General features: G+C 71.7%; 21 protein-coding genes and 1 tRNA gene. 14 read left to right on the forward strand and 8 right to left on the reverse strand.

What is annotated here, in order from left to right; translation table 11 throughout:
* The first annotated feature begins 276 nt into the window (after positions 1 to 276).
* The 6 genes from eno to E7Z54_RS20930 all read left to right on the forward strand — a co-directional run bounded on the left by eno (position 277) and on the right by E7Z54_RS20930 (position 4,584).
* On the forward strand, positions 277 to 1,554 hold the full coding sequence (eno, locus tag E7Z54_RS20905; protein ID WP_136436669.1) for a phosphopyruvate hydratase: 1,278 nt from the start codon (positions 277 to 279) through the stop codon (positions 1,552 to 1,554).
* Positions 1,555 to 1,569: 15 nt separating this feature from the next.
* The gene (locus E7Z54_RS20910; protein WP_136436670.1) at positions 1,570 to 2,190 is read left to right on the forward strand and encodes an FtsB family cell division protein; all 621 of its coding nucleotides are present in this window, start codon (positions 1,570 to 1,572) and stop codon (positions 2,188 to 2,190) included.
* Positions 2,190 to 2,708 carry a DUF501 domain-containing protein gene (locus E7Z54_RS20915; RefSeq protein WP_136436671.1) on the forward strand — a complete coding sequence of 173 codons (519 nt, stop codon included), beginning with the start codon at positions 2,190 to 2,192 and terminating at the stop codon, positions 2,706 to 2,708. The genes E7Z54_RS20910 and E7Z54_RS20915 overlap by 1 nt, the downstream gene beginning before the upstream one ends.
* On the forward strand, positions 2,705 to 3,637 hold the full coding sequence (locus tag E7Z54_RS20920; protein WP_136436672.1) for a Ppx/GppA phosphatase family protein: 933 nt from the start codon (positions 2,705 to 2,707) through the stop codon (positions 3,635 to 3,637). Before E7Z54_RS20915 ends, E7Z54_RS20920 begins: the two co-directional genes overlap by 4 nt.
* A 24-nt stretch (positions 3,638 to 3,661) precedes the next feature.
* Positions 3,662 to 4,414, forward strand: a complete 753-nt coding sequence (locus tag E7Z54_RS20925; protein ID WP_136436673.1) for a uracil-DNA glycosylase — start codon at positions 3,662 to 3,664, stop codon at positions 4,412 to 4,414.
* A 95-nt stretch (positions 4,415 to 4,509) separates the two neighbouring features.
* A tRNA-Leu gene (locus E7Z54_RS20930) sits at positions 4,510 to 4,584 on the forward strand.
* Between the two features lie 62 nt (positions 4,585 to 4,646).
* Here the strand turns inward: E7Z54_RS20930 and E7Z54_RS20935 are convergent.
* Both E7Z54_RS20935 and E7Z54_RS20940 read right to left on the reverse strand, forming a co-directional pair.
* Positions 4,647 to 5,174, reverse strand: a complete 528-nt coding sequence (locus tag E7Z54_RS20935; RefSeq protein WP_136436674.1) for a hypothetical protein — start codon at positions 5,172 to 5,174, stop codon at positions 4,647 to 4,649.
* A 629-nt stretch (positions 5,175 to 5,803) separates the two neighbouring features.
* Positions 5,804 to 6,100: a hypothetical protein gene (locus tag E7Z54_RS20940; RefSeq protein ID WP_206056440.1), complete on the reverse strand. Its 297-nt coding sequence runs from the start codon at positions 6,098 to 6,100 to the stop codon at positions 5,804 to 5,806.
* An 86-nt stretch (positions 6,101 to 6,186) separates the two neighbouring features.
* Between E7Z54_RS20940 and E7Z54_RS20945 the strand changes: the two genes are divergently transcribed.
* The 3 genes from E7Z54_RS20945 to E7Z54_RS20955 all read left to right on the forward strand — a co-directional run bounded on the left by E7Z54_RS20945 (position 6,187) and on the right by E7Z54_RS20955 (position 8,900).
* Positions 6,187 to 7,137, forward strand: coding sequence for a helix-turn-helix transcriptional regulator (locus E7Z54_RS20945; protein WP_136436675.1), 951 nt, complete (start codon positions 6,187 to 6,189; stop codon positions 7,135 to 7,137).
* Between the two features lie 44 nt (positions 7,138 to 7,181).
* Complete coding sequence (locus E7Z54_RS20950; RefSeq protein ID WP_136436676.1) at positions 7,182 to 7,868, forward strand: SAM-dependent methyltransferase; 687 nt, start codon at positions 7,182 to 7,184, stop codon at positions 7,866 to 7,868.
* A 135-nt stretch (positions 7,869 to 8,003) separates the two neighbouring features.
* Positions 8,004 to 8,900, forward strand: coding sequence for a Bax inhibitor-1/YccA family protein (locus E7Z54_RS20955; RefSeq protein ID WP_136436677.1), 897 nt, complete (start codon positions 8,004 to 8,006; stop codon positions 8,898 to 8,900).
* Positions 8,901 to 8,979: 79 nt separating this feature from the next.
* Here the strand turns inward: E7Z54_RS20955 and E7Z54_RS20960 are convergent, their stop codons facing one another.
* On the reverse strand, positions 8,980 to 10,035 hold the full coding sequence (locus E7Z54_RS20960; protein ID WP_136436678.1) for an SGNH/GDSL hydrolase family protein: 1,056 nt from the start codon (positions 10,033 to 10,035) through the stop codon (positions 8,980 to 8,982).
* A gap of 60 nt (positions 10,036 to 10,095) precedes the next feature.
* On the opposite strand from E7Z54_RS20960, the gene E7Z54_RS20965 reads away from it, so the two are divergent.
* Both E7Z54_RS20965 and E7Z54_RS20970 read left to right on the forward strand, forming a co-directional pair.
* On the forward strand, positions 10,096 to 11,481 hold the full coding sequence (locus E7Z54_RS20965) for a cystathionine beta-synthase (protein WP_136436679.1): 1,386 nt from the start codon (positions 10,096 to 10,098) through the stop codon (positions 11,479 to 11,481).
* 8 nt (positions 11,482 to 11,489) lie between these two features.
* Entirely contained in the window at positions 11,490 to 11,975 is a 486-nt protein-coding gene (locus E7Z54_RS20970) for a GNAT family N-acetyltransferase (protein WP_136436680.1), read from the forward strand.
* Here the strand turns inward: E7Z54_RS20970 and E7Z54_RS20975 are convergent.
* Positions 11,930 to 12,886 (reverse strand): GNAT family N-acetyltransferase, encoded by a 957-nt coding sequence (locus tag E7Z54_RS20975; protein ID WP_136436681.1) that lies wholly within the window; start codon positions 12,884 to 12,886, stop codon positions 11,930 to 11,932. The two genes, E7Z54_RS20970 and E7Z54_RS20975, sit on opposite strands and share 46 nt — an antisense overlap.
* Positions 12,887 to 12,972: 86 nt before the next feature.
* On the opposite strand from E7Z54_RS20975, the gene fdxA reads away from it, so the two are divergent.
* Positions 12,973 to 13,299 carry a ferredoxin gene (gene fdxA, locus E7Z54_RS23840; RefSeq protein WP_136436682.1) on the forward strand — a complete coding sequence of 109 codons (327 nt, stop codon included), beginning with the start codon at positions 12,973 to 12,975 and terminating at the stop codon, positions 13,297 to 13,299.
* Between the two features lie 8 nt (positions 13,300 to 13,307).
* Positions 13,308 to 14,420, forward strand: a complete 1,113-nt coding sequence (gene dapC / locus E7Z54_RS20985; protein ID WP_240769819.1) for a succinyldiaminopimelate transaminase — start codon at positions 13,308 to 13,310, stop codon at positions 14,418 to 14,420.
* A 21-nt stretch (positions 14,421 to 14,441) separates the two neighbouring features.
* Here the strand turns inward: dapC and E7Z54_RS20990 are convergent, their stop codons facing one another.
* The 4 genes from E7Z54_RS20990 to E7Z54_RS21005 form a co-directional block, all read right to left on the reverse strand.
* Positions 14,442 to 14,999 carry a hypothetical protein gene (locus E7Z54_RS20990; protein ID WP_136436684.1) on the reverse strand — a complete coding sequence of 186 codons (558 nt, stop codon included), beginning with the start codon at positions 14,997 to 14,999 and terminating at the stop codon, positions 14,442 to 14,444.
* A 133-nt stretch (positions 15,000 to 15,132) separates the two neighbouring features.
* Positions 15,133 to 15,612, reverse strand: coding sequence for an OsmC family protein (locus E7Z54_RS20995; RefSeq protein WP_136436685.1), 480 nt, complete (start codon positions 15,610 to 15,612; stop codon positions 15,133 to 15,135).
* A 99-nt stretch (positions 15,613 to 15,711) separates the two neighbouring features.
* Positions 15,712 to 16,800 (reverse strand): alpha/beta fold hydrolase, encoded by a 1,089-nt coding sequence (locus tag E7Z54_RS21000; RefSeq protein ID WP_136436686.1) that lies wholly within the window; start codon positions 16,798 to 16,800, stop codon positions 15,712 to 15,714.
* Positions 16,801 to 16,844: 44 nt separating this feature from the next.
* Entirely contained in the window at positions 16,845 to 17,231 is a 387-nt protein-coding gene (locus tag E7Z54_RS21005) for a cupin domain-containing protein (RefSeq protein ID WP_136436687.1), read from the reverse strand.
* A 67-nt stretch (positions 17,232 to 17,298) separates the two neighbouring features.
* Here E7Z54_RS21005 and E7Z54_RS21010 point away from each other — a divergent pair.
* Positions 17,299 to 17,579, forward strand: a 281-nt coding sequence (locus tag E7Z54_RS21010; RefSeq protein WP_206056441.1) for a hypothetical protein, incomplete at its 3' end; no start/stop codon positions are given.

The raw sequence follows: 17,579 nt of genomic DNA on the forward strand, positions 1-17,579 counted from the left end.
CCGCGACGCCCTCAGCGCCCTCCTCGCCGGCGGCGTCGACCGGCCCGGCCTCGACCTCGCCGCGCTCGGGCGGATGTTCACCCGCCTGACCGAGCGGCACACCGTGCGCATGGGCGAGCTCGGGCTGGATCCGTGACCGACCGGGTCCAGGAAGCGCACACGCCGTAGGCGGACCAACCTCAGCGCCACCCCGTGGGTGCTGCCGGGCGTCGGCCTCCGAGGCGTCTAGGCTGACCGGACGACAGCCGTCCTTCCCAGCATCCAGGAGCAACCCACGTGGCAGCGATCGAAGCCGTCGGAGCCCGCGAGATCCTCGACTCGCGCGGCAACCCCACTGTCGAGGTCGAGGTGCTCCTCGACGACGGGTCCTTCGCCCGTGCGGCGGTCCCCAGCGGCGCGTCCACCGGCGCGTTCGAGGCGGTCGAGCTGCGCGACGGCGGTGACCGCTACGCCGGCAAGGGTGTGCAGAAGGCGGTCGAGGCGGTGATCCAGACGCTCGGCCCGGCCATCGAGGGCCTGGACGCCGCGGACCAGCGGCTGATCGACCAGACCATGCTCGAGGTCGACGGCACCCCCAACAAGGCCAAGGTCGGCGCCAACGCGATCCTCGGCGTGTCCCTGGCGGTCGCCCGGGCCGCGGCCGACTCCGCCGAGCTGCCGCTCTACCGCTACGTGGGCGGCCCGAACGCCTACCTGCTTCCCGTCCCGATGATGAACATCCTCAACGGCGGTGCGCACGCGGACACCAACGTGGACATCCAGGAGTTCATGATCGCCCCGATCGGCGCCCCGACCTTCCGCGACGCCGTGCGGATGGGAGCCGAGGTCTACCACGCGCTGAAGTCGGTGCTGAAGAGCCGCGGTCTCGCGACGGGCGTCGGTGACGAGGGCGGCTTCGCTCCCGATCTCGAGTCCAACCGGGCTGCGCTGGACCTGATCGCCGAGGCGGTCGACAAGGCCGGCTACGAGCTCGGCAAGGACATCGTCCTCGCGCTCGACGTCGCGGCCTCGGAGTTCCACGACGACGGCGCCTACACGTTCGAGGGTGCCAAGAAGTCGGCGGACGAGATGATCGCCTACTACAGCGAGCTCGTGGCGTCGTACCCGATCGTCTCGATCGAGGACCCGCTCGACGAGGACGACTGGGACGGCTGGAAGGCCATCACCGACGCGCTCGGCGCCAAGACCCAGCTCGTGGGCGACGACCTGTTCGTCACCAACGTCGAGCGGCTCCAGCGGGGCATCACGGGCGGCCAGGCCAACGCGCTGCTGGTGAAGGTCAACCAGATCGGGTCGCTGACCGAGACCCTCGACTCCGTCGACCTCGCCCACCGCAACGGCTTCCGCTGCATGATGAGCCACCGCTCGGGGGAGACCGAGGACACCACGATCGCCGACCTCGCGGTGGCGACGAACTGCGGCCAGATCAAGACCGGCGCCCCGGCGCGGTCCGAGCGGGTGGCCAAGTACAACCAGCTGCTGCGCATCGAGGACGAGCTGGGAGACGCCGCGCGCTACGCCGGCGCCGGCGCCTTCCCGCGCTTCCAGGTGTAGGACGCCAAGGACCCCATGGCCGCGACACCGGGCGAACGCCGACCGTCCCGCAAGCCGGGCCGCCCCGCATCGGGGCGGTCCGGGCCGCGGTACGCCGAACGCCTCAAGGCCGAGCGCAAGAAGGCCGCCCGGGAGCGGGCCGCCGCGCTGAGCCGCGCGCGGGTCGAGCAGAGGCAGAGGTCCCGCCTGACCGGCCGGGCCGCGATCCTGGTGCTGGTGCTCGCCGTGCTCGCCGTCTCCTACGCCTCCTCGCTGCGGGCCTACCTGCAGCAGCGCAGCCACATCGAGCAGCTCGAGGGACAGATCGCCGATCGCGAGCACAACATCGACGGCCTCAAGAGCGAGAAGGAACGCTGGCAGGACCCCTCGTACGTCGCTCAGCAGGCCCGGGCCCGCTTCGGGTACGTCGCAGCGGGCGAGACGCCGTACGTCGTCGTGGACGAGAACGGCGAGCCGCTCGACGCCTCCGCCGAGCTCGGCGACCCGGCGACGGTCGACGACCCTGACGACCGGGTCTGGTACCAGGACGCCTGGGACTCGATGAAGGTCGCCGGCGACCCGCCGAGGAGGGTGCCCGACCCGCGCGACCAGATCGAGGCGCCCAAGGGCGACCTCGGTCCGGAGGACTCCGACTAGTGCCTGCTGACGCACTGCCCACGGACGAGGCGGTGATCGCCGCCCAGCTCGGCCGGCCGCCCCGTGGCGTCCACGCGATCGGACACCGATGCCCGTGCGGGAACCCCGACGTGGTCACGACCGAGCCGCGGCTGCCCAACGGCACGCCGTTCCCCACGACGTACTACCTGACCTGCCCGCGGGTGAACTCCCGGATCGGGACGCTCGAGGCGTCCGGCCTGATGCGGGAGATGCAGGACCGGCTCTCCACCGATCCGGAGCTCGCCGCGGCCTACCGGGCCGCGCACGAGTCCTACCTGGCCGATCGGGCCGCGGTGGGGGAGGCCTGCAAGCTCGACGTGCCGGAGATCGAGGGCATCTCGGCCGGCGGCATGCCCGACCGGGTGAAGTGCCTGCACGTGCTGGCCGGCCACGCGCTGGCCGCGGGGCCGGGCGTGAATCCGCTCGGCGACGAGGTGCTCGAGATCCTGGGTGAGTACTGGGCACCGGGTCCCTGCGTGGACGTGGCGCAGCCATGACCACGGTCGCGGCCATCGACTGCGGCACCAACACCATCAAGCTGCTGGTCGGTGACCCAGCCCGCGAGCCGGGCGGGGTGGTGCGCCAGAGCCAGATGGTGCGGCTCGGCCAGGGCGTGGACGCGACCGGCCGGCTCGCGCCGGAGGCGCTGGAGCGGGCCTTCGCGGCGATCGACGAGTACGCCGGGATCATCCGCGACGCCGGTGTCGAGCGGATCCGCTTCTGCGCGACCTCCGCGACCCGGGACGCCGAGAACTCCGCGGAGTTCACCGTGGGGGTCAAGGAGCGGCTGGGCGTCGAGCCCGAGGTGCTGTCGGGTGACGAGGAGGCACGACTCGCGTTCGCGGGCGCGGTGCGTGGCCTCGCGCAGGTGGTCGAGGTGCAGGCACCGGCGCTGGTCGTCGACATCGGCGGGGGATCGACCGAGCTGATCGTGGGGGACCCGGCCACCGGGCCGACCGCGGCCCACTCGATGGACATCGGCTCGGTGCGGCTCCACGAGCGGCACGTGCACGACGACCCGCCCTCGCCGACGGAGGTCGCAGCGATCGTCACTGACATCGACGCCGCGCTGGACGCCTGTCCGATCGACCTGGCCGGCCCGGCGGACTTCCTCGGCGTGGCCGGCACCATCACCACCATCGCGGCCGGCGTCAACGCACACGACCGCTACGACCGCGAGCGGATCCACGGCGAGGTGATCGAGCAGCAGAAGCTCCTCGCCTACGTCGACAACCTCGTCGCGATGACCGTGGACGAGCGGCGCGCGCTGCCGTACATGCATCCCGGCCGCGCCGACGTCATCGACGCAGGTGCGCTGATCCTGGCCCGGATCTTCGAGCGCCGGAGCGTCCCCGGCGGCAGTGCGCTGATGTGGGTCGCCGAGACCGACATCCTCGACGGGATCGCCTGGTCGCTGGTGGAGTGAACCCGCTTCGGGAACGATCGCCGTATGAGGGACGCGGAGGCCGAGCTCGCGCGGCTCGACGACCGGATCACCCGCTGCCGCCGCTGCCCGCGACTGGTCCGGTGGCGGGAGCAGGTGGCGCGGGAGAAGCGTGCGGCCTTCGCGGAGGAGGAGTACTGGGGCAGGCCGGTTCCCGGGTTCGGGCCGGCGGATGCGCGGATCCTCGTCGTCGGCCTCGCCCCGGCCGCGCACGGAGCGAACCGCACCGGGCGGATCTTCACCGGTGACCGGTCCGGCGACTGGCTGTTCGCCGCGATGCACCGGGTCGGCCTGGCCAACCAGCCGACGAGCACCCTTGCCGACGACGGCCTCACCCTGTTCGATACCAGGGTGCTCTCGGCCGTGCGGTGTGCCCCGCCGGCCAACCGGCCCACCCCGCAGGAGCGGGACAACTGCGCGCCATGGCTCGACAGGGAGCTGGCGATCCTGGGTCCCTCGGTCCGGGTGATCCTGGCGCTCGGCTCGTTCGGCTGGGACGCCGCGCTGCGCGCCACCAGCGACGCCGGCTGGGCGGTGCCGCGACCACGCCCGCGCTTCGGCCACGCGGCCGAGGTCGTGCTCGAGCGCCCGGTCGACTCGGCCGGCGCCGGGCCGGCGGTGGGCGTCGTACTCCTCGGCTGCTTCCATCCCAGTCAGCAGAACACCTTCACGGGCCGGTTGACCGAGCCGATGACCGATGCCGTGCTCGGCCGGGCGGTCGAGATCGCCCGCTCGGAGGGAATCGCCCCGTCCGCGTGAGGGAGCCGGGGCATCCGCCCGACCAGCCTGGGATGATGGGCGCGCGCGTCATCGGTGCCGGCTAGGCAGCACGTGCCGACCCCCCGCGCAGGCACGCCCCCGTATCCCAACCGGCAGAGGAAGTCGCCTTAAAAGCGATCCAAGTCTGGGTTCGACTCCCAGCGGGGGCACCGACACCTCACGTCGACCTGACGATGCATGACCACAACGGATCGCGGCGATTGCGGGCTGATCAGACGCAGACCCAGCAGTAGACGGTTTCGTTCCGCGAGCGGGCTTCCCGGGCTAGTCGTGACAGGGCCCGGAGCACGCTCGTCAACTCTTCGGGATCCCCAACGCCCCAAAACTCCTCAGTCTGCGACCAGGGAACCGCCACCGCAGCGAGGCGGTCGGCGTCTGCCTGGGCAAGCGCGTCCACAAGACCGTCGGTGAGAGTCAGCACTTGTCGCTCACCACCGTCCCGGGTCGCCAATGAGTGGCCCCAGCGCGGGTCCTGCTCAATCTCTTCGTAGGGACGACCTGTCAGGAGTTCCTCCAGCGTTCCGCCCTGAACGACCGGATCGATGCCCGTATCAGCCACAGTGGCGTAATCGGCTCCCTCACGTACCGTCTCGACCTCCTTGGGGCTGCGACGGAACAGCCCGCGGCGGGCCGGCAAAGGTGCTGCGGTGCCCGGCTTTGCGGGTCCACCAATGCGGTCGATGGTGGCCGCAGCATCGGCGTCATCTGGTGCAGCGAAGTAGTCGAAGAGGACTCCCATGCCCGCATCGTAGAGAAGTGCGACTGCCCGCTACTCGGCATGAAAGTGCGTTCGGCCCGCTCTAACTGCGCCTTGCGGTGGTCGTGGAATCGAACGGAGCTCCTCGGCTGAGACGCCGCGGCTCAAACCGCAATCGCCCGCGCACGCCGTGCGGCCTTGGCGTGCGGCAAAGCCTGCATCTAGAAGGCGCCGCCCCCGCCGCGGGCATGCGTTCCCGCGTTGTGATCCTCCTTGCCGCATCGCTTACAGCGCAGGAAGAACCCTGTGGCCTCCCCGTCGGCAGTTGGGGGATAGGCGACCTTGGCCCAATCGTGGCCCGCCAACTTGCAGGCTGTGAATCGCTTCAGGTTGTTCATGACGATCGCCTCCTGGACTCGGGCCCCTCCAGTGTGTCGCTCGGCGACCAGCACCGCCAGCGCCACGCATGAACCTGCAAGCGGTCGTACGCACTTCAGGCCGCCGACGGCAGCACCTGCGCGGGGACCACGACCATTCTGCGGCCAAGGAACAGACGGCATGAGAGTGCGCTCGGCCGCGGCGTTGGCCGCTCGAAGTCGATCGCCGGTGCTGAACTGCGATCTACGTCCGGGTTCGACTCCCAGCGGGGTCACCACTCTGACCCGAACGGGTCAGAGTGTCCGGTCCTCCACCACCTCGAAGGTCGTCGGCGGCTCGTGGCGCACCAGCTGCTGCTGCGACTGCGGGCTCTGCCAGACCTTCTCCAGGGCGGCGCCGAAGGCGGTCGCCTCGTCGGGTGAGTCGAAGTCGAGGTCGATGACGATCTGGTGACTGTCGTCGGTGCGTCGAGCGAGCCGATAGGAGCGGACGCCCCGCTCGGCGCGGAAGCGGTCGAACCTGTCGAAGACCTGCTTCCAGCTGTCGAAGTCGTGGACGGTGTTCTCGATGTGGAGTGTGGTGGTGGTCATGCCGCCAGCGTTGTCGCACCCGAGGTCCCGGCATATCCCCGAGCTCGGGGATCTTCGTCCGTCGCGACGGGTCCTACGCTGCGTGGATGGACCTGATCGGCCGTGCCGAGCGGCTCTGCGGGGCCGGTCTCCCCGACCGGGTCCTCCGCGAGCGCCTGCTGGCGGCGGTCGCTGCGGCAGTGCCGTTCGACGCGCACGTCTTCACCCTCACCGATCCGGTCACCCGCGTGGCGAGCTCTCCCCACGCGACGGTGCCGACCGCCGCGATGGAGCAGCTCCCGACCCTGATCCGCCAGCGGTACGCCAGTGCGGACGCCGTCGACTGGCTGCGTTGGCTCGGGCGGTTCGGCGTGACCGACCTGGTCCGCGTCCCCTTCGAGGACAGGTACGGCGCGTGGGGTTGGCTCGAGCTCTGGCGCACCGGCGGCGCGCCGTACTCCCAGGACGACCGGGCGGTGCTCGCCGCGCTGCGTCCGGCCGTCACTCGCGGACTGCGGCTGGCGGCCGCGCGCACGTTCGTCGACCCCGCCGCGGACCTGCCGCAGATCGAGCCGGGCGTCCTGGTGCTCGACCGGGAGCTTCGGGTGCAGTCGCTGACCGACGCCGCGGGAGCGGCACTGCTCCGGCTGCTGCCGCCGGACGAGCCGGTGCCGCCGGTCCCCGCCGCGGCATACAACGTCGGTGCCGCCCTCCTGGCGCGCGACGACGACGCGCAGCCGTGGGAGCCGTCGACCCGCGTGCACCTCGGAGGCAACCGATGGGTGAGTGTGCGGGCGGCGCCGCTCGGCTCTGACGTCGCGGTCTCCATCGGGCCGGCGACGGCCGCGGAGCGCACCGACCTGCTCGCTCGGGTCCATGCCCTGTCGCCGCGGGAGACCGAGGTGCTCGGCCTCGCGGTGCACGGCCTGGACTCCCGAGCGATCGCCAGCCGGCTGGTCATCGCACCCACGACCGCCGAGGACCATCTCCGCGCGCTGCTGGCGAAGACCGGGTCGCCGTCGCGGCAGGTGCTCATGTCCCGCGTGCTGGGCACCTGACCAGCGCTTGACTTCAGGTCGCCCTGAACCGGCACAGTGAGGCCATGCCTCACGACGACCACCTGCACGACCTGTCACTCGACGATCTCCGCAAGGCGCTCAGTGCCGAGGCGTGGGACGAGAGGTACCGGACCAGCCAGCGGGTGTGGAGCGGCAAGCCGAACGCTCGACTGGTCGAGCAGACCGCCGACCTCACGCCCGGCACCGCCCTCGACGTGGCCTGCGGTGAGGGCGGGGACGCGATCTGGCTGGCCCAACAGGGCTGGCGGGTGACGGCGGTCGACGTGTCCGAGGTGGCCCTGGAGAAGGTGGCGACCCACGCCGAGGAGGCCGGCGTCGACGACCGGATGCGGATCGGCCTGTACGACGCCCTCGACGACCCCCGGCCGGTCGGGCGGCACACCTTCGACCTGGTCACCGTGAGCTTCCTGCACGTGCCGGAGCCCGACTTCGCCGACATCTACCGGGGGATCGCGAAGGCGGTCGCCGCCGGCGGCCGGCTGCTCGTGACCGGGCACCACCCCGACGACGTCGAGACCGGGGCGCGATCCAGCCACGGACCGGGGCTGCTCTTCGGCCCGGACCGCGTGCTGGACGCGCTCGGGGTCGGCGAGGAGGACTCGCCCTGGGCCCCGGAGGTCGTCGACACGCCGAGCCGGGTGCAGGACACACCGGACGGTCCGCTCCAGGTGCGGGACACCGTCGTCCGGCTGCGCCGCAAGGTCGCCTGACGGGGGGCCAGGCGACCGCTCGGGAACGTTCGGGACCCGATAGACGTTGCATTGGCACCGAGCCGCCTAGACTGTAGGCGGCGGAGCTGCCACCGTGGCAGCGCCCCTTTACTCGGAAGCCTGCGGAGGAAGACCATGCAGAGCAACAACCCGGTGTTCCGGCGGTCGGAGGAGTTCAACCGGAACCCTTACGGCAACCCGACTGCCCAGGGCAACGGCGCCCCCTACCAGGGTTACGGCGCGCCGCAGACCCAGTTCCAGGGCTACGCCCCGCCACAGCAGGGGTACGACGAGCAGGGCCGGATGCTGCCGCCCACCCAGGCGCCCGCTCGCCGGATGACGATCGACTCGGTCGTGCAGACCACCGCGATCACCCTCGGCGTGGTACTCCTCGTCGCGGCCGCGACCTGGTTCCTCACCCCTGCGGTCGAGGACCAGGCGGCGCTCGGCACCCTCGGCCTGGCCGTCATGCTCGGCGCCGGCGTGGCCTTCATCCTGTCGCTGGTCAACTCGTTCAAGCGGGTCATCAGCCCCGGCCTGGTGATCGCGTTCGCGGTCGCCGAGGGCGTCGCGCTCGGTGCGCTGAGCAAGCTCTACGACGCGCTGTTCACCACGCCCGACTCCGCCTTCGGTGGCATCGTCGTGCAGGCGGTCGTCGGCACGTTCGCCGCATTCGCGGGCACCCTGGCCGCCTACAAGTTCTTCGACATCAAGGTCGGCAACAAGTTCCGGACCTTCGTCATCGCGGCGATGTTCGGCATGGTGGCGCTCGGGCTCATGGAGCTGGTGCTCAGCATGTTCAGCAGCCAGCTGGGCCTGTTCGGCTTCGGCCCGATGGGTCTGATCTTCTCCGTGGTCGGCCTGGTGCTCGGTGTGTTCATGCTGATCCTGGACTTCGACTTCGTCGAGCAGGGCATCCGCAACGGCCTCCCGGAGCGGGAGTCGTGGCGGGCGTCCTTCGGGCTGCTCGTCAGCCTGGTCTGGATCTACACCAACCTGCTCCGGATCCTCGCGATCCTCCAGCAGGACTGATGGGCTCGCGCGTCTCGACGCGCTCCGGTGAAGGGCCGCTCGGTGCAACCGCACCGAGCGGCCTTCGGGTTTTCGAGGCTCAGCCCTGCGGGACCGGCTCCGGCTCGTCGCCGGGGCTGTGGCTCTCGCCCGCCTCGTGCTCGTCGGGCGCCTCCCCGGGGACCTGCTGGCGACGGCGGCGGTGCCGCAGCTCGACCCACAGGCCACGGACACCGGCGCGCCGGCCGGCGATCTCGGTGCCGTCCAGCTCGGTGCCGGGCTGGTTGACGGCCTGGATCGCCGCGCGGGTGACGGGCAGGACGCCCTCTCCGCGGAACGCCTCCAGCACGACCTCGTCCTCGGGGATCTGCTCGAGCGCGGCGAGGACCGACGGGACCAGGACGTTGGCCAGCGCGTTGTAGCCCTCGGCCGAGGGATGGAACTGGTCCGGCCCGAAGAGCAGAGCCGGCGCGGCCGCGAACTCGGGGCCCAGCACGTCGCCCAGCGACACGGTCCGGCCGCCCTCCTCGATCACCGCGATCGTCTGCGCCGCCGCGAGGCGGCGAGACCACGCGCGGGCGACCTGCCGCAGCGGGGGAGCGATGGGCTGAACGGTGCCGAGGTCGGGGCAGGTCCCGACGACCACCTCCGTGCCGGCTCCGATCAGGCGTCGCACGCCTTCGGACAGGAAGCGCACGGACTGGGAGGGACGCACCGTGTGCGTCACGTCGTTGGCGCCGATCAGGATGATCGCGGCGTCCGGCTCGATCCCGAGCGCCCGGTCGACCTGGGCCGCGAGATCGGAGGACTTCGCGCCGACCACGCAGTACTCGCGCAGGTAGACCCGACGGTCGGCATGCTCCGCGATCGCGCTGGCGACGAGCGCACCGGGCGTCTCCTCGACCCGCTCCACGCCGTACCCGGCAGCGCTCGAGTCGCCCAGCAGCGCGACCTTGATGGCCGGACCCGGCCGCCCGCGGCCGTACCACCCGGTCGCGTCCGGCGGCGGCTCCTCGCGGACCGGGCCGATCGTCCTGCGGGCCAGCTTGGCCTCGGCCGTGAGGACGCCGTACAGACCCGCGCCCAGCGCCGACAGCCCGCCACCGCCGTAGAGGGCGGCAGCGGCCAGCTTGCGGGCGGCGGCGGCTTTGGTCACGGCCCAACTGTACGGATCGCCCCGGTGTGGCGGGCGCCACGCGGGGACTACGGTGGGCGCATGGAGTACGTCGACTCACTGCTGGACCTCATCGGCAACACCCCACTCGTGCGACTCAAGCGGTCCCTCGACCAGTCGGAGGACGGGCCGCTGGTGCTGGCGAAGGTGGAGTACCTGAATCCCGGCGGCTCGGTGAAGGACCGGATCGCCACCCGCATGATCGAGGCCGCCGAGCAGTCCGGTGCCCTCGAGCCCGGCGGCACCATCGTCGAGCCGACCTCCGGCAACACCGGCGTCGGGCTGGCGATGGTGGCCCAGCAGAAGGGCTACAAGTGCATCTTCGTCTGCCCCGACAAGGTGAGCGAGGACAAGCGCAACGTGCTCAAGGCGTACGGCGCCGACGTGGTCGTCTGCCCGACGGCCGTGGCGCCGGAGCACCCCGACTCCTACTACAACGTCAGCGACCGCCTCGCCGCACAGCCGGGCGCCTGGAAGCCCGACCAGTACTCGAACCCGAACAACCCGCGCTCCCACTACGAGGAGACCGGTCCGGAGCTGTGGAAGCAGACCGATGGCCGGATCACCCACTTCGTCGCGGGCGTCGGCACCGGCGGCACCATCACGGGGGTGGGCCGCTACCTCAAGGAGCAGAACCCCGACATCCAGGTGGTCGGTGCCGATCCCGCCGGTTCGGTCTACTCCGGCGGCACCGGTCGGCCCTACCTCGTCGAGGGCGTGGGCGAGGACTTCTGGCCCGAGACCTACGACCGCGAGATCGCCGATCGGATCATCGAGGTCTCCGACGCCGACTCCTTCGCCTTCACCCGCCGGCTCGCCCGCGAGGAGGCGATGCTCGTGGGCGGCTCGTCCGGCATGGCCGCGTTCGCGGCGCGCCAGCTCGCGTCCGAGCTCGCCGCGGAGGGCCGCACCGACGCGGTGGTCGTGGTGCTGCTGCCCGACGGCGGCCGTGGCTACCTCAGCAAGGTCTTCAACGACGACTGGCTGGCGCAGTACGGCTTCAGCACCGGGCAGCCGCGGCCGGCACAGACGGTCGGCGAGGTGCTGCACACCAAGTCCCACGGCCTGCCGGCGCTGGTGCACACGCACCCCAACGAGACGATCGCCGAGGCGATCGCCATCCTCCAGGAGTACGGCGTGTCGCAGATGCCCGTGGTCCGTGCCGAACCGCCGATCGTGGCGGCGGAGGTCGCCGGAGCGGTCTCCGAGCGGGTCCTGCTCGACGCCCTGTTCACCGGCGCGGCGCGGCTCACCGACTCTGTCGAGCAGCACATGTCCGACCCGCTGCCGACGATCGGCTCGACCGAGGACGCGACGGCGGCGGTGCCGCTGCTGGAGTCGGCCGACGCGGTTCTCGTCCACGAGGACGGCATGCCGGTCGGCGTGCTGACCCGGCACGACCTGCTGACCTTCCTCGCCCGCGGCTGAGAGGGACGATGGAGCTTCCCGAGGGGGTCCGGGCCGCGACGCCCGAGGACGTCCCCGACATCCTGAGGCTGATTCGCGAGCTGGCGATCTACGAGCGCGAGCCGGACGCGGTCGCGACCACGGAGGACGAACTGCAGACCTGGCTGTTCGGCCCGGACGCGGTCGCCTCCGTGCTGGTCGCCGAGCTCGGAGGCCGAGCCGTCGGCATCGCGCTGTGGTTCCGGACCTACTCCACGTGGACCGGCGTGCCCGGCATCCACCTCGAGGACCTGTTCGTGGAGCCGGAGCACCGCGGCAGCGGGCTCGGCAAGGCGCTGTTGGCGGGCCTCGCGCGGATCGCGGTGAGCCGGGGCTACGCACGCCTGGAGTGGGCGGTCCTCGACTGGAACGAGCCGTCGATCGCCTTCTACGAGGCACTCGGCGCCCGGCCCATGAAGGAGTGGTCGACCTACCGGCTGGCCGGCGCGGACCTCGAGGCGCTCGGAGGCCCGTAGTAGCGGCAGGTGTGGTGCCACGCGAAGCCGAGCCCGTCCCAGAACGCCTGGCCGGCGGGGTTGTCGGTCTCGACGTGCAGCCAGGCGGTCAACGCGCCGCGCTCCGCACCCCACTCCAGGAGTACGGCTGTCACGGCGCGCGCCAGACCCCGGCGCCGGTGCGACTCGGCGACCTGCAGGCCGTGCAGCCCCAGCCAGTCTCCGTCGAGCGCGGCCTGGCCCTGGGCGACGTCGCCGACCGTGACCAGGACGCGCGGACCGCTCTCGTGCACCAGCAGGTCGTCCGGCTCGGCGACCCGGCCCAGCGCCCGTCGTACTCCGGAGAGCGCCGCGAGCCGGAGCTCGGCCTCGCCCGAGGGATCCGCCTCGACCCAGCCCGCTTCGCGCACCGCGTCCTCGACCTCAGCCCCGGCCTCGACCTGGACCAGGACCGGTCGGTCGCGCGCCGCGTAGAAGTCCTGCACCGTGGCGAGCGCCTCCGCCACCGGGGCCTCCGGATCGCCCATCGCCAGGCAGGAGTTCGCCCGGCGTCGGAGGCGGCCGACCGGGGCGGAGTCGGTGCGCAGCACCCACTCGCCGAGCGGTGCCGTCTCCACCGAAGCCCACAGCGCCGCGGTGTGCAGCTCGGCGTCGCGCGCGGAGACCCGCTGCCGCACGGAGGGTCGCGGCGGCACCGGCTTGCCCGAGACGATGTCCGCGAGCGGGATCGTGACCGCCTCCCCGGACTCCGGCTGCACGACGCACCGGCCCTCGCCCCAGGCCACGCAGACGCCCAGCAGGTCGGTCATCGCCGGGCCGCCGCTCGGGCCGACCTCGCCTCTCAGCAGCCGTCGGACGACCACCCGGCGGCCCACCACGTGGGGACCGAGTCGGTGTTGTCCCAGATCGGGGGGTCTGCTCTCGTCGGGCACGCCGGGGATACTAGGCTGGACCCAACACGAAACACTTTCGTGGCACCAACTCGTTCGCAGTCTTGCCCCGTTCCAGGAGGAACCCGATGACCTACGTCATCTCGCAGCCGTGCGTCGACCTCAAGGACCGTGCGTGCGTCGACGAGTGTCCTGTGGACTGCATCTACGAAGGCAAGCGGATGCTCTACATCCACCCGGACGAGTGCGTCGACTGTGGAGCCTGTGAGCCGGTCTGCCCCGTGGAGGCGATCTTCTACGAGGACGACGTGCCGGAGGAGTGGAAGGACTACTACGACGCCAACGTCAAGTTCTTCGACGACCTCGGCTCGCCGGGCGGCGCCGCCAAGATGGGGGAGATCGACAAGGACGCGGACTTCGTCGCCGCCCTCCCGCCGCAGAACCAGGACCACTGAGCACGCCCGTGACCGGCGGCGCGGTCTCCGGGCGCCTGCCGGACTTCCCGTGGGACAGGCTCACGCAGTACGCCGAGAAGGCGCGCGCACACGCTGACGGGATCGTCGACCTGTCGATCGGCACACCGGTCGACCCGACCCCGCGCGTCGCGATCGAGGCGCTGTGCGCTGCCGCTGACGCGCCGGGCTACCCGATGACCATCGGCGTGCCGGAGCTGCGGCAGGCGGTCGTCGACTGGCTCGCCAACACGCACGGCGTCATCGGTCTGGGACTGGACCAGGTCCTGCCGCTGGTCGGCTCCAAGGAGTTCATCGCCTCGCTCGCCGTGCACCTGGGGATCGGGCCGGGCGACGTCATCGGCTATCCGGCGCTGGCCTACCCGACGTACGAGGTCGGCGCCGCGCTCGCCGGGGCCCGGGCCGTGGCGACCGACTCGCTGACCGCGTTCGGACCGGAGACGCCGAAGCTGCTCTGGCTCAACTCGCCGTCGAACCCGACCGGGCGGGTGCTGCCCAAGGAGCACCTGCGGAAGGTGGTCGAGTGGTGCCGGGAGCGGGGGGTGCTCCTCGTCTCCGACGAGTGCTACGTCGACTGCGTGTGGGAGGGCGAGGCGTACTCGGTCCTCCATCCGGACGTGTGTGGTGGATCGGCCGACGGCATCCTGGTCGTGCACTCGCTGTCGAAGAGGTCGAACCTCGCCGGCTACCGGTGCGGCTTCGTCGCGGGTGACCGGGCCGTCATCGCCGAGCTGCTCTCGGTCCGCAAGAACTTGGGGCTGATGATGCCCGGCCCGCAGCAGCGGGCCATGGCGGCGGTGCTGGACGACGCGGCGCACGTCGCCGAGCAGCACGCGCGCTACCGCGTGCGCCGCCAGAAGCTGCGCACCGCCCTGGAGGCCGCGGGCTACACGATCGAGCACTCCGAGGCGTCCCTCTACCTCTGGACGACCAAGGGCCCCGATGGACCGGACTCGTGGCAGATGCTCGACGAGCTCGCCGGCCACGGGATCCTGGTCGCGCCGGGCGCCTTCTACGGCGCGGCCGGCTCGCACCACGTGCGGGTCGCGTTCACTGCCACCGACGAGCGGGTCGACGCGGCCGTCGCCCGGCTCTCCGGCTGAGCTCGCCGGCGCGCCCGGCGGTCAGAGGCCGGAGTCCCAGTAGATGAAGCCCGCGGTGCCGCCCGGTAGGTAGCTGATCTGCTCGAGCTCCCGCCCGTCCGGCACCAGGATGATCGCGCAGCCCTTGCCGGCCTGACCCGCGGCCAGGGTGTCCGGGACGTCGGGGCAGGGCTCGAAGTCCGGCCCGTCGCCCAGGTTGATCAGGGTCAGGGAGTGGATCAGGTTGCCGTCCTGGTCCTCCCCGGAGGGCGAGCGCAGGTCCACCGGGGTGTCCCCGTTGTTCTGGAACGCGATGTCCACGTAGTAGGGCGTGGTCGCCTCCTCCTCGGGGTCGAGGGTGTACCCGGCGCCGGTCAGGTCGGTGATCGCGCCCTGCCGCACGGCCGTGATCGCGACCGTGCCCGAGCCCTGGGCCTGGTCGCTTCCGTCGGTGCCGTAGAACTCGATCTCGACCGCGGTGCCGAGCGGCGCCGGCTCGTCCTCGTCGGTCCCGCCGCCGTCCTCGTCGCCGCAGCCGGCGAGTGCGGGTGCCAGGAGGGCGAGCCCGGCCAGAGTGAGCCGCGACGTGGGGATCCGCATCGTCTGTGTCCTTCCTGGTGCCCGAGAGCCGATGGTCGATGGTGGCATCGTGGTCGGCTCTCGCGCATCGGGGCTTTCCCCACATTCGGGTGCGGCAGGTGGCGCGGCCCGGCCGCTGTCCGGGGAGCTCGGGTCAGGTGAAGCGCACGTCGACCGGCACGGCGTCGGTGAGGGCGAGCAGCACCGGGCACCGCTCCCGCCAGGCCTGCTCCAGCGAGGCGATGTTCTCCGCAGGGCTCCCCGAGCTGATCTGGACCTCCAGCGTCATGGCTTGCAGGCGCGGGTCGGTCCCCGGCACACCGACCAGGCCGGCGAGGTCCGCGGAGCATCCGGCGGTCGCCGTCACGTCGTCGATCTCGACGTCGAACTCAGGCGCGAGCACGTCGTTGACGAACGCGACCGCACAGCCCGCGAGCGCGCCGAGCAGGTACGCGGTCGGGCTGGGCGCGGTGTTGCCCCCGCCGAGCGGCGCAGGCAGGTCGCTGTCCCAGTTGAAGGGCCCGGCCGAGAGCCGGGCGAACCCGTTGTTCAGGGTGGCGGTGACCTTCGGCGCCGTCTTCGCGGCGGCCGGGTCGTCGGTGAACTTGCTGCGAGTCTCCTGGATGGTGGTCATGCCCGCACGCTAGGTCGGGTCGCGGGCTGTCCGCGTCCGCGCTGGCGCGCAGGTACGGCGCCGATCGGTGCCGGCGTGGCGGCTCGCGCGTAGCCGACGTCAGGAGAGGACCCGCGCGACAGCGGCCGTGCGCGCCGAGCGGCCGGACAGGCCGAGCTTCTGGTAGATGTTCTGCAGATGCCGCTCGACGGTGCGGACGCTGAGGGTGAGCCGCGTCGCGATCTCGGCGTTGTCGAGGCCCTCGGCGGCCAGGAGCAGGATCTCCCGTTCCCGTCCGGAGAGATCGTCTGTCGGCGCGTGCGGGACGACAAGCTGGTCGGAGCTGAGGAACGCGGCCATCTCCTCCCGGAAGACCTTGGTCGCCGGCTCGTGGGGGAGAAGCATGTGGTCACGCGACTCGAGCGTCACCATGCGGGCGTCCGGGACCGCAGCCGCGATCTCGAGCCCGAGGGCGAACGGCACCGTCTGGTCGCCGCGGGCGTGCAGCACCAACGTCGGGTGGGTGATCGTCGGCAACAGGTCACGCACGTCGTCGTGCTTGCGGGCCTCCCGCGCCGCCAGCATGGTGGCTGTGCTGGTCGAGGTCCGCTGAAGGTCGTCGACCCACTCCATCTGCTCGGCCGTCGCGTCGGGGATGAACCGGGTGGTGAACACCCGGCGGAACGGGCTCTCCCTGCGCGCCCAGCCCGCCTTGATCATGGCGACGAACGCCGCCTCCTCGGCCGCCAGGGCGGCCGCCTCCTCCGGGTCCGCCGGCGGACCCGGCCGGGCTGCGAGGCCGCCGAGGATCGAGATCCTGGTGACCTTCTCCGGGTGGCGGGCGGCGTACGCGATGGCGGTCGGGGCGCCCGCCGACATGCCGAGCAGGGCGAACCTCTCCAGGGCGGTCGTCTCGACCAGCGTCTCGAGGTCCGCGAGCCGGCGCTCGAACGAGAAGTCCTCCACGTCCCAGTCGGACAGCCCGAAGCCGCGCTCGTCGTACCGGTAGACGGTGGCGAACCCGCCGAGGTCCTCCAGGGTGTGCCGCCACACGGGGCTCTGCCAGTCGTGCTGCAGGTGGCTGAGCCAGCAGGACACGATGACGAGCGGGGGACCGGACCCGTGACGCGCCCAGGCGATCCGCACGCCGTCCGACGTACGGCAGAAGCGCAGCTCCTGCGCCACCGCGGGGTCCTCGAGGCCCACCATGGGGCTCACGGTAAGCCGTTGGGGACCGCGGCGTCTGCAGTTCCTCAGGCCGGGATGGTGGCGAGCGTCTCGAGCATGTGGTTCATGACGGCGAGGTGTTCCGCCGCAGGGCTGAACATCACGATCTCGGCGTCCTCCTCCACCCGGACGGTGTGCCCCGCGGGCCAGTGGAACATCTGTCCGGCCGCGCACACCTCCGCTGTGTCGTCGTAGGTCACCACGACGCGGCCGTGCAGCAGGTAGCCCCAGTGGGGGCAGAAGCACATGCCGTCGTCGAGTCCCTTCAGGAGAGGCGCGATGTCGACACCGGAGGCCAGGCAGAGGTGCTCGGCGGCGAGCGTGCCGAACGCGGTGCCGAACTCACCCTGATGCCGGGCAGTCGCACCGAGGGCGTTGAGCTTGATCGGGAGGTCGTGCTTGTTGATGTGCATGGTCGGACCCTTTCCGGTGAGAGAGGTTGTGCCCGGAAGGCGTGACAACCGGTGTCACAATGCGACAGTGACGACCCTGGCGGCCGCTCGCGCAGCTCTGGACGGTGGTGACTACCGGGGCGCCCTCGACCGGCTGGCGGGGCTCGAGGAGTCGGCCGACCTGCTCGAGGTCCGCGCCGCCGCGGCGTACGGCGCCGGGGAGTTCGAGTGTGCGGTCTCCTCGTGGGAGCGGCTCTGTGCCCTCCACGCGGCGGCCGGCAACGACGAGGACGCCGCATGGGCGGCGGCTCGGGTCGCCCTGAACCTGCTCTGCGAGACGGGGCTGATGGCGCCGGTGCGCGGCTGGGT

Source organism: Nocardioides sp. (assembly GCF_004803405.1).
Lineage (GTDB): Bacteria > Actinomycetota > Actinomycetes > Propionibacteriales > Nocardioidaceae > Nocardioides > Nocardioides vastitatis.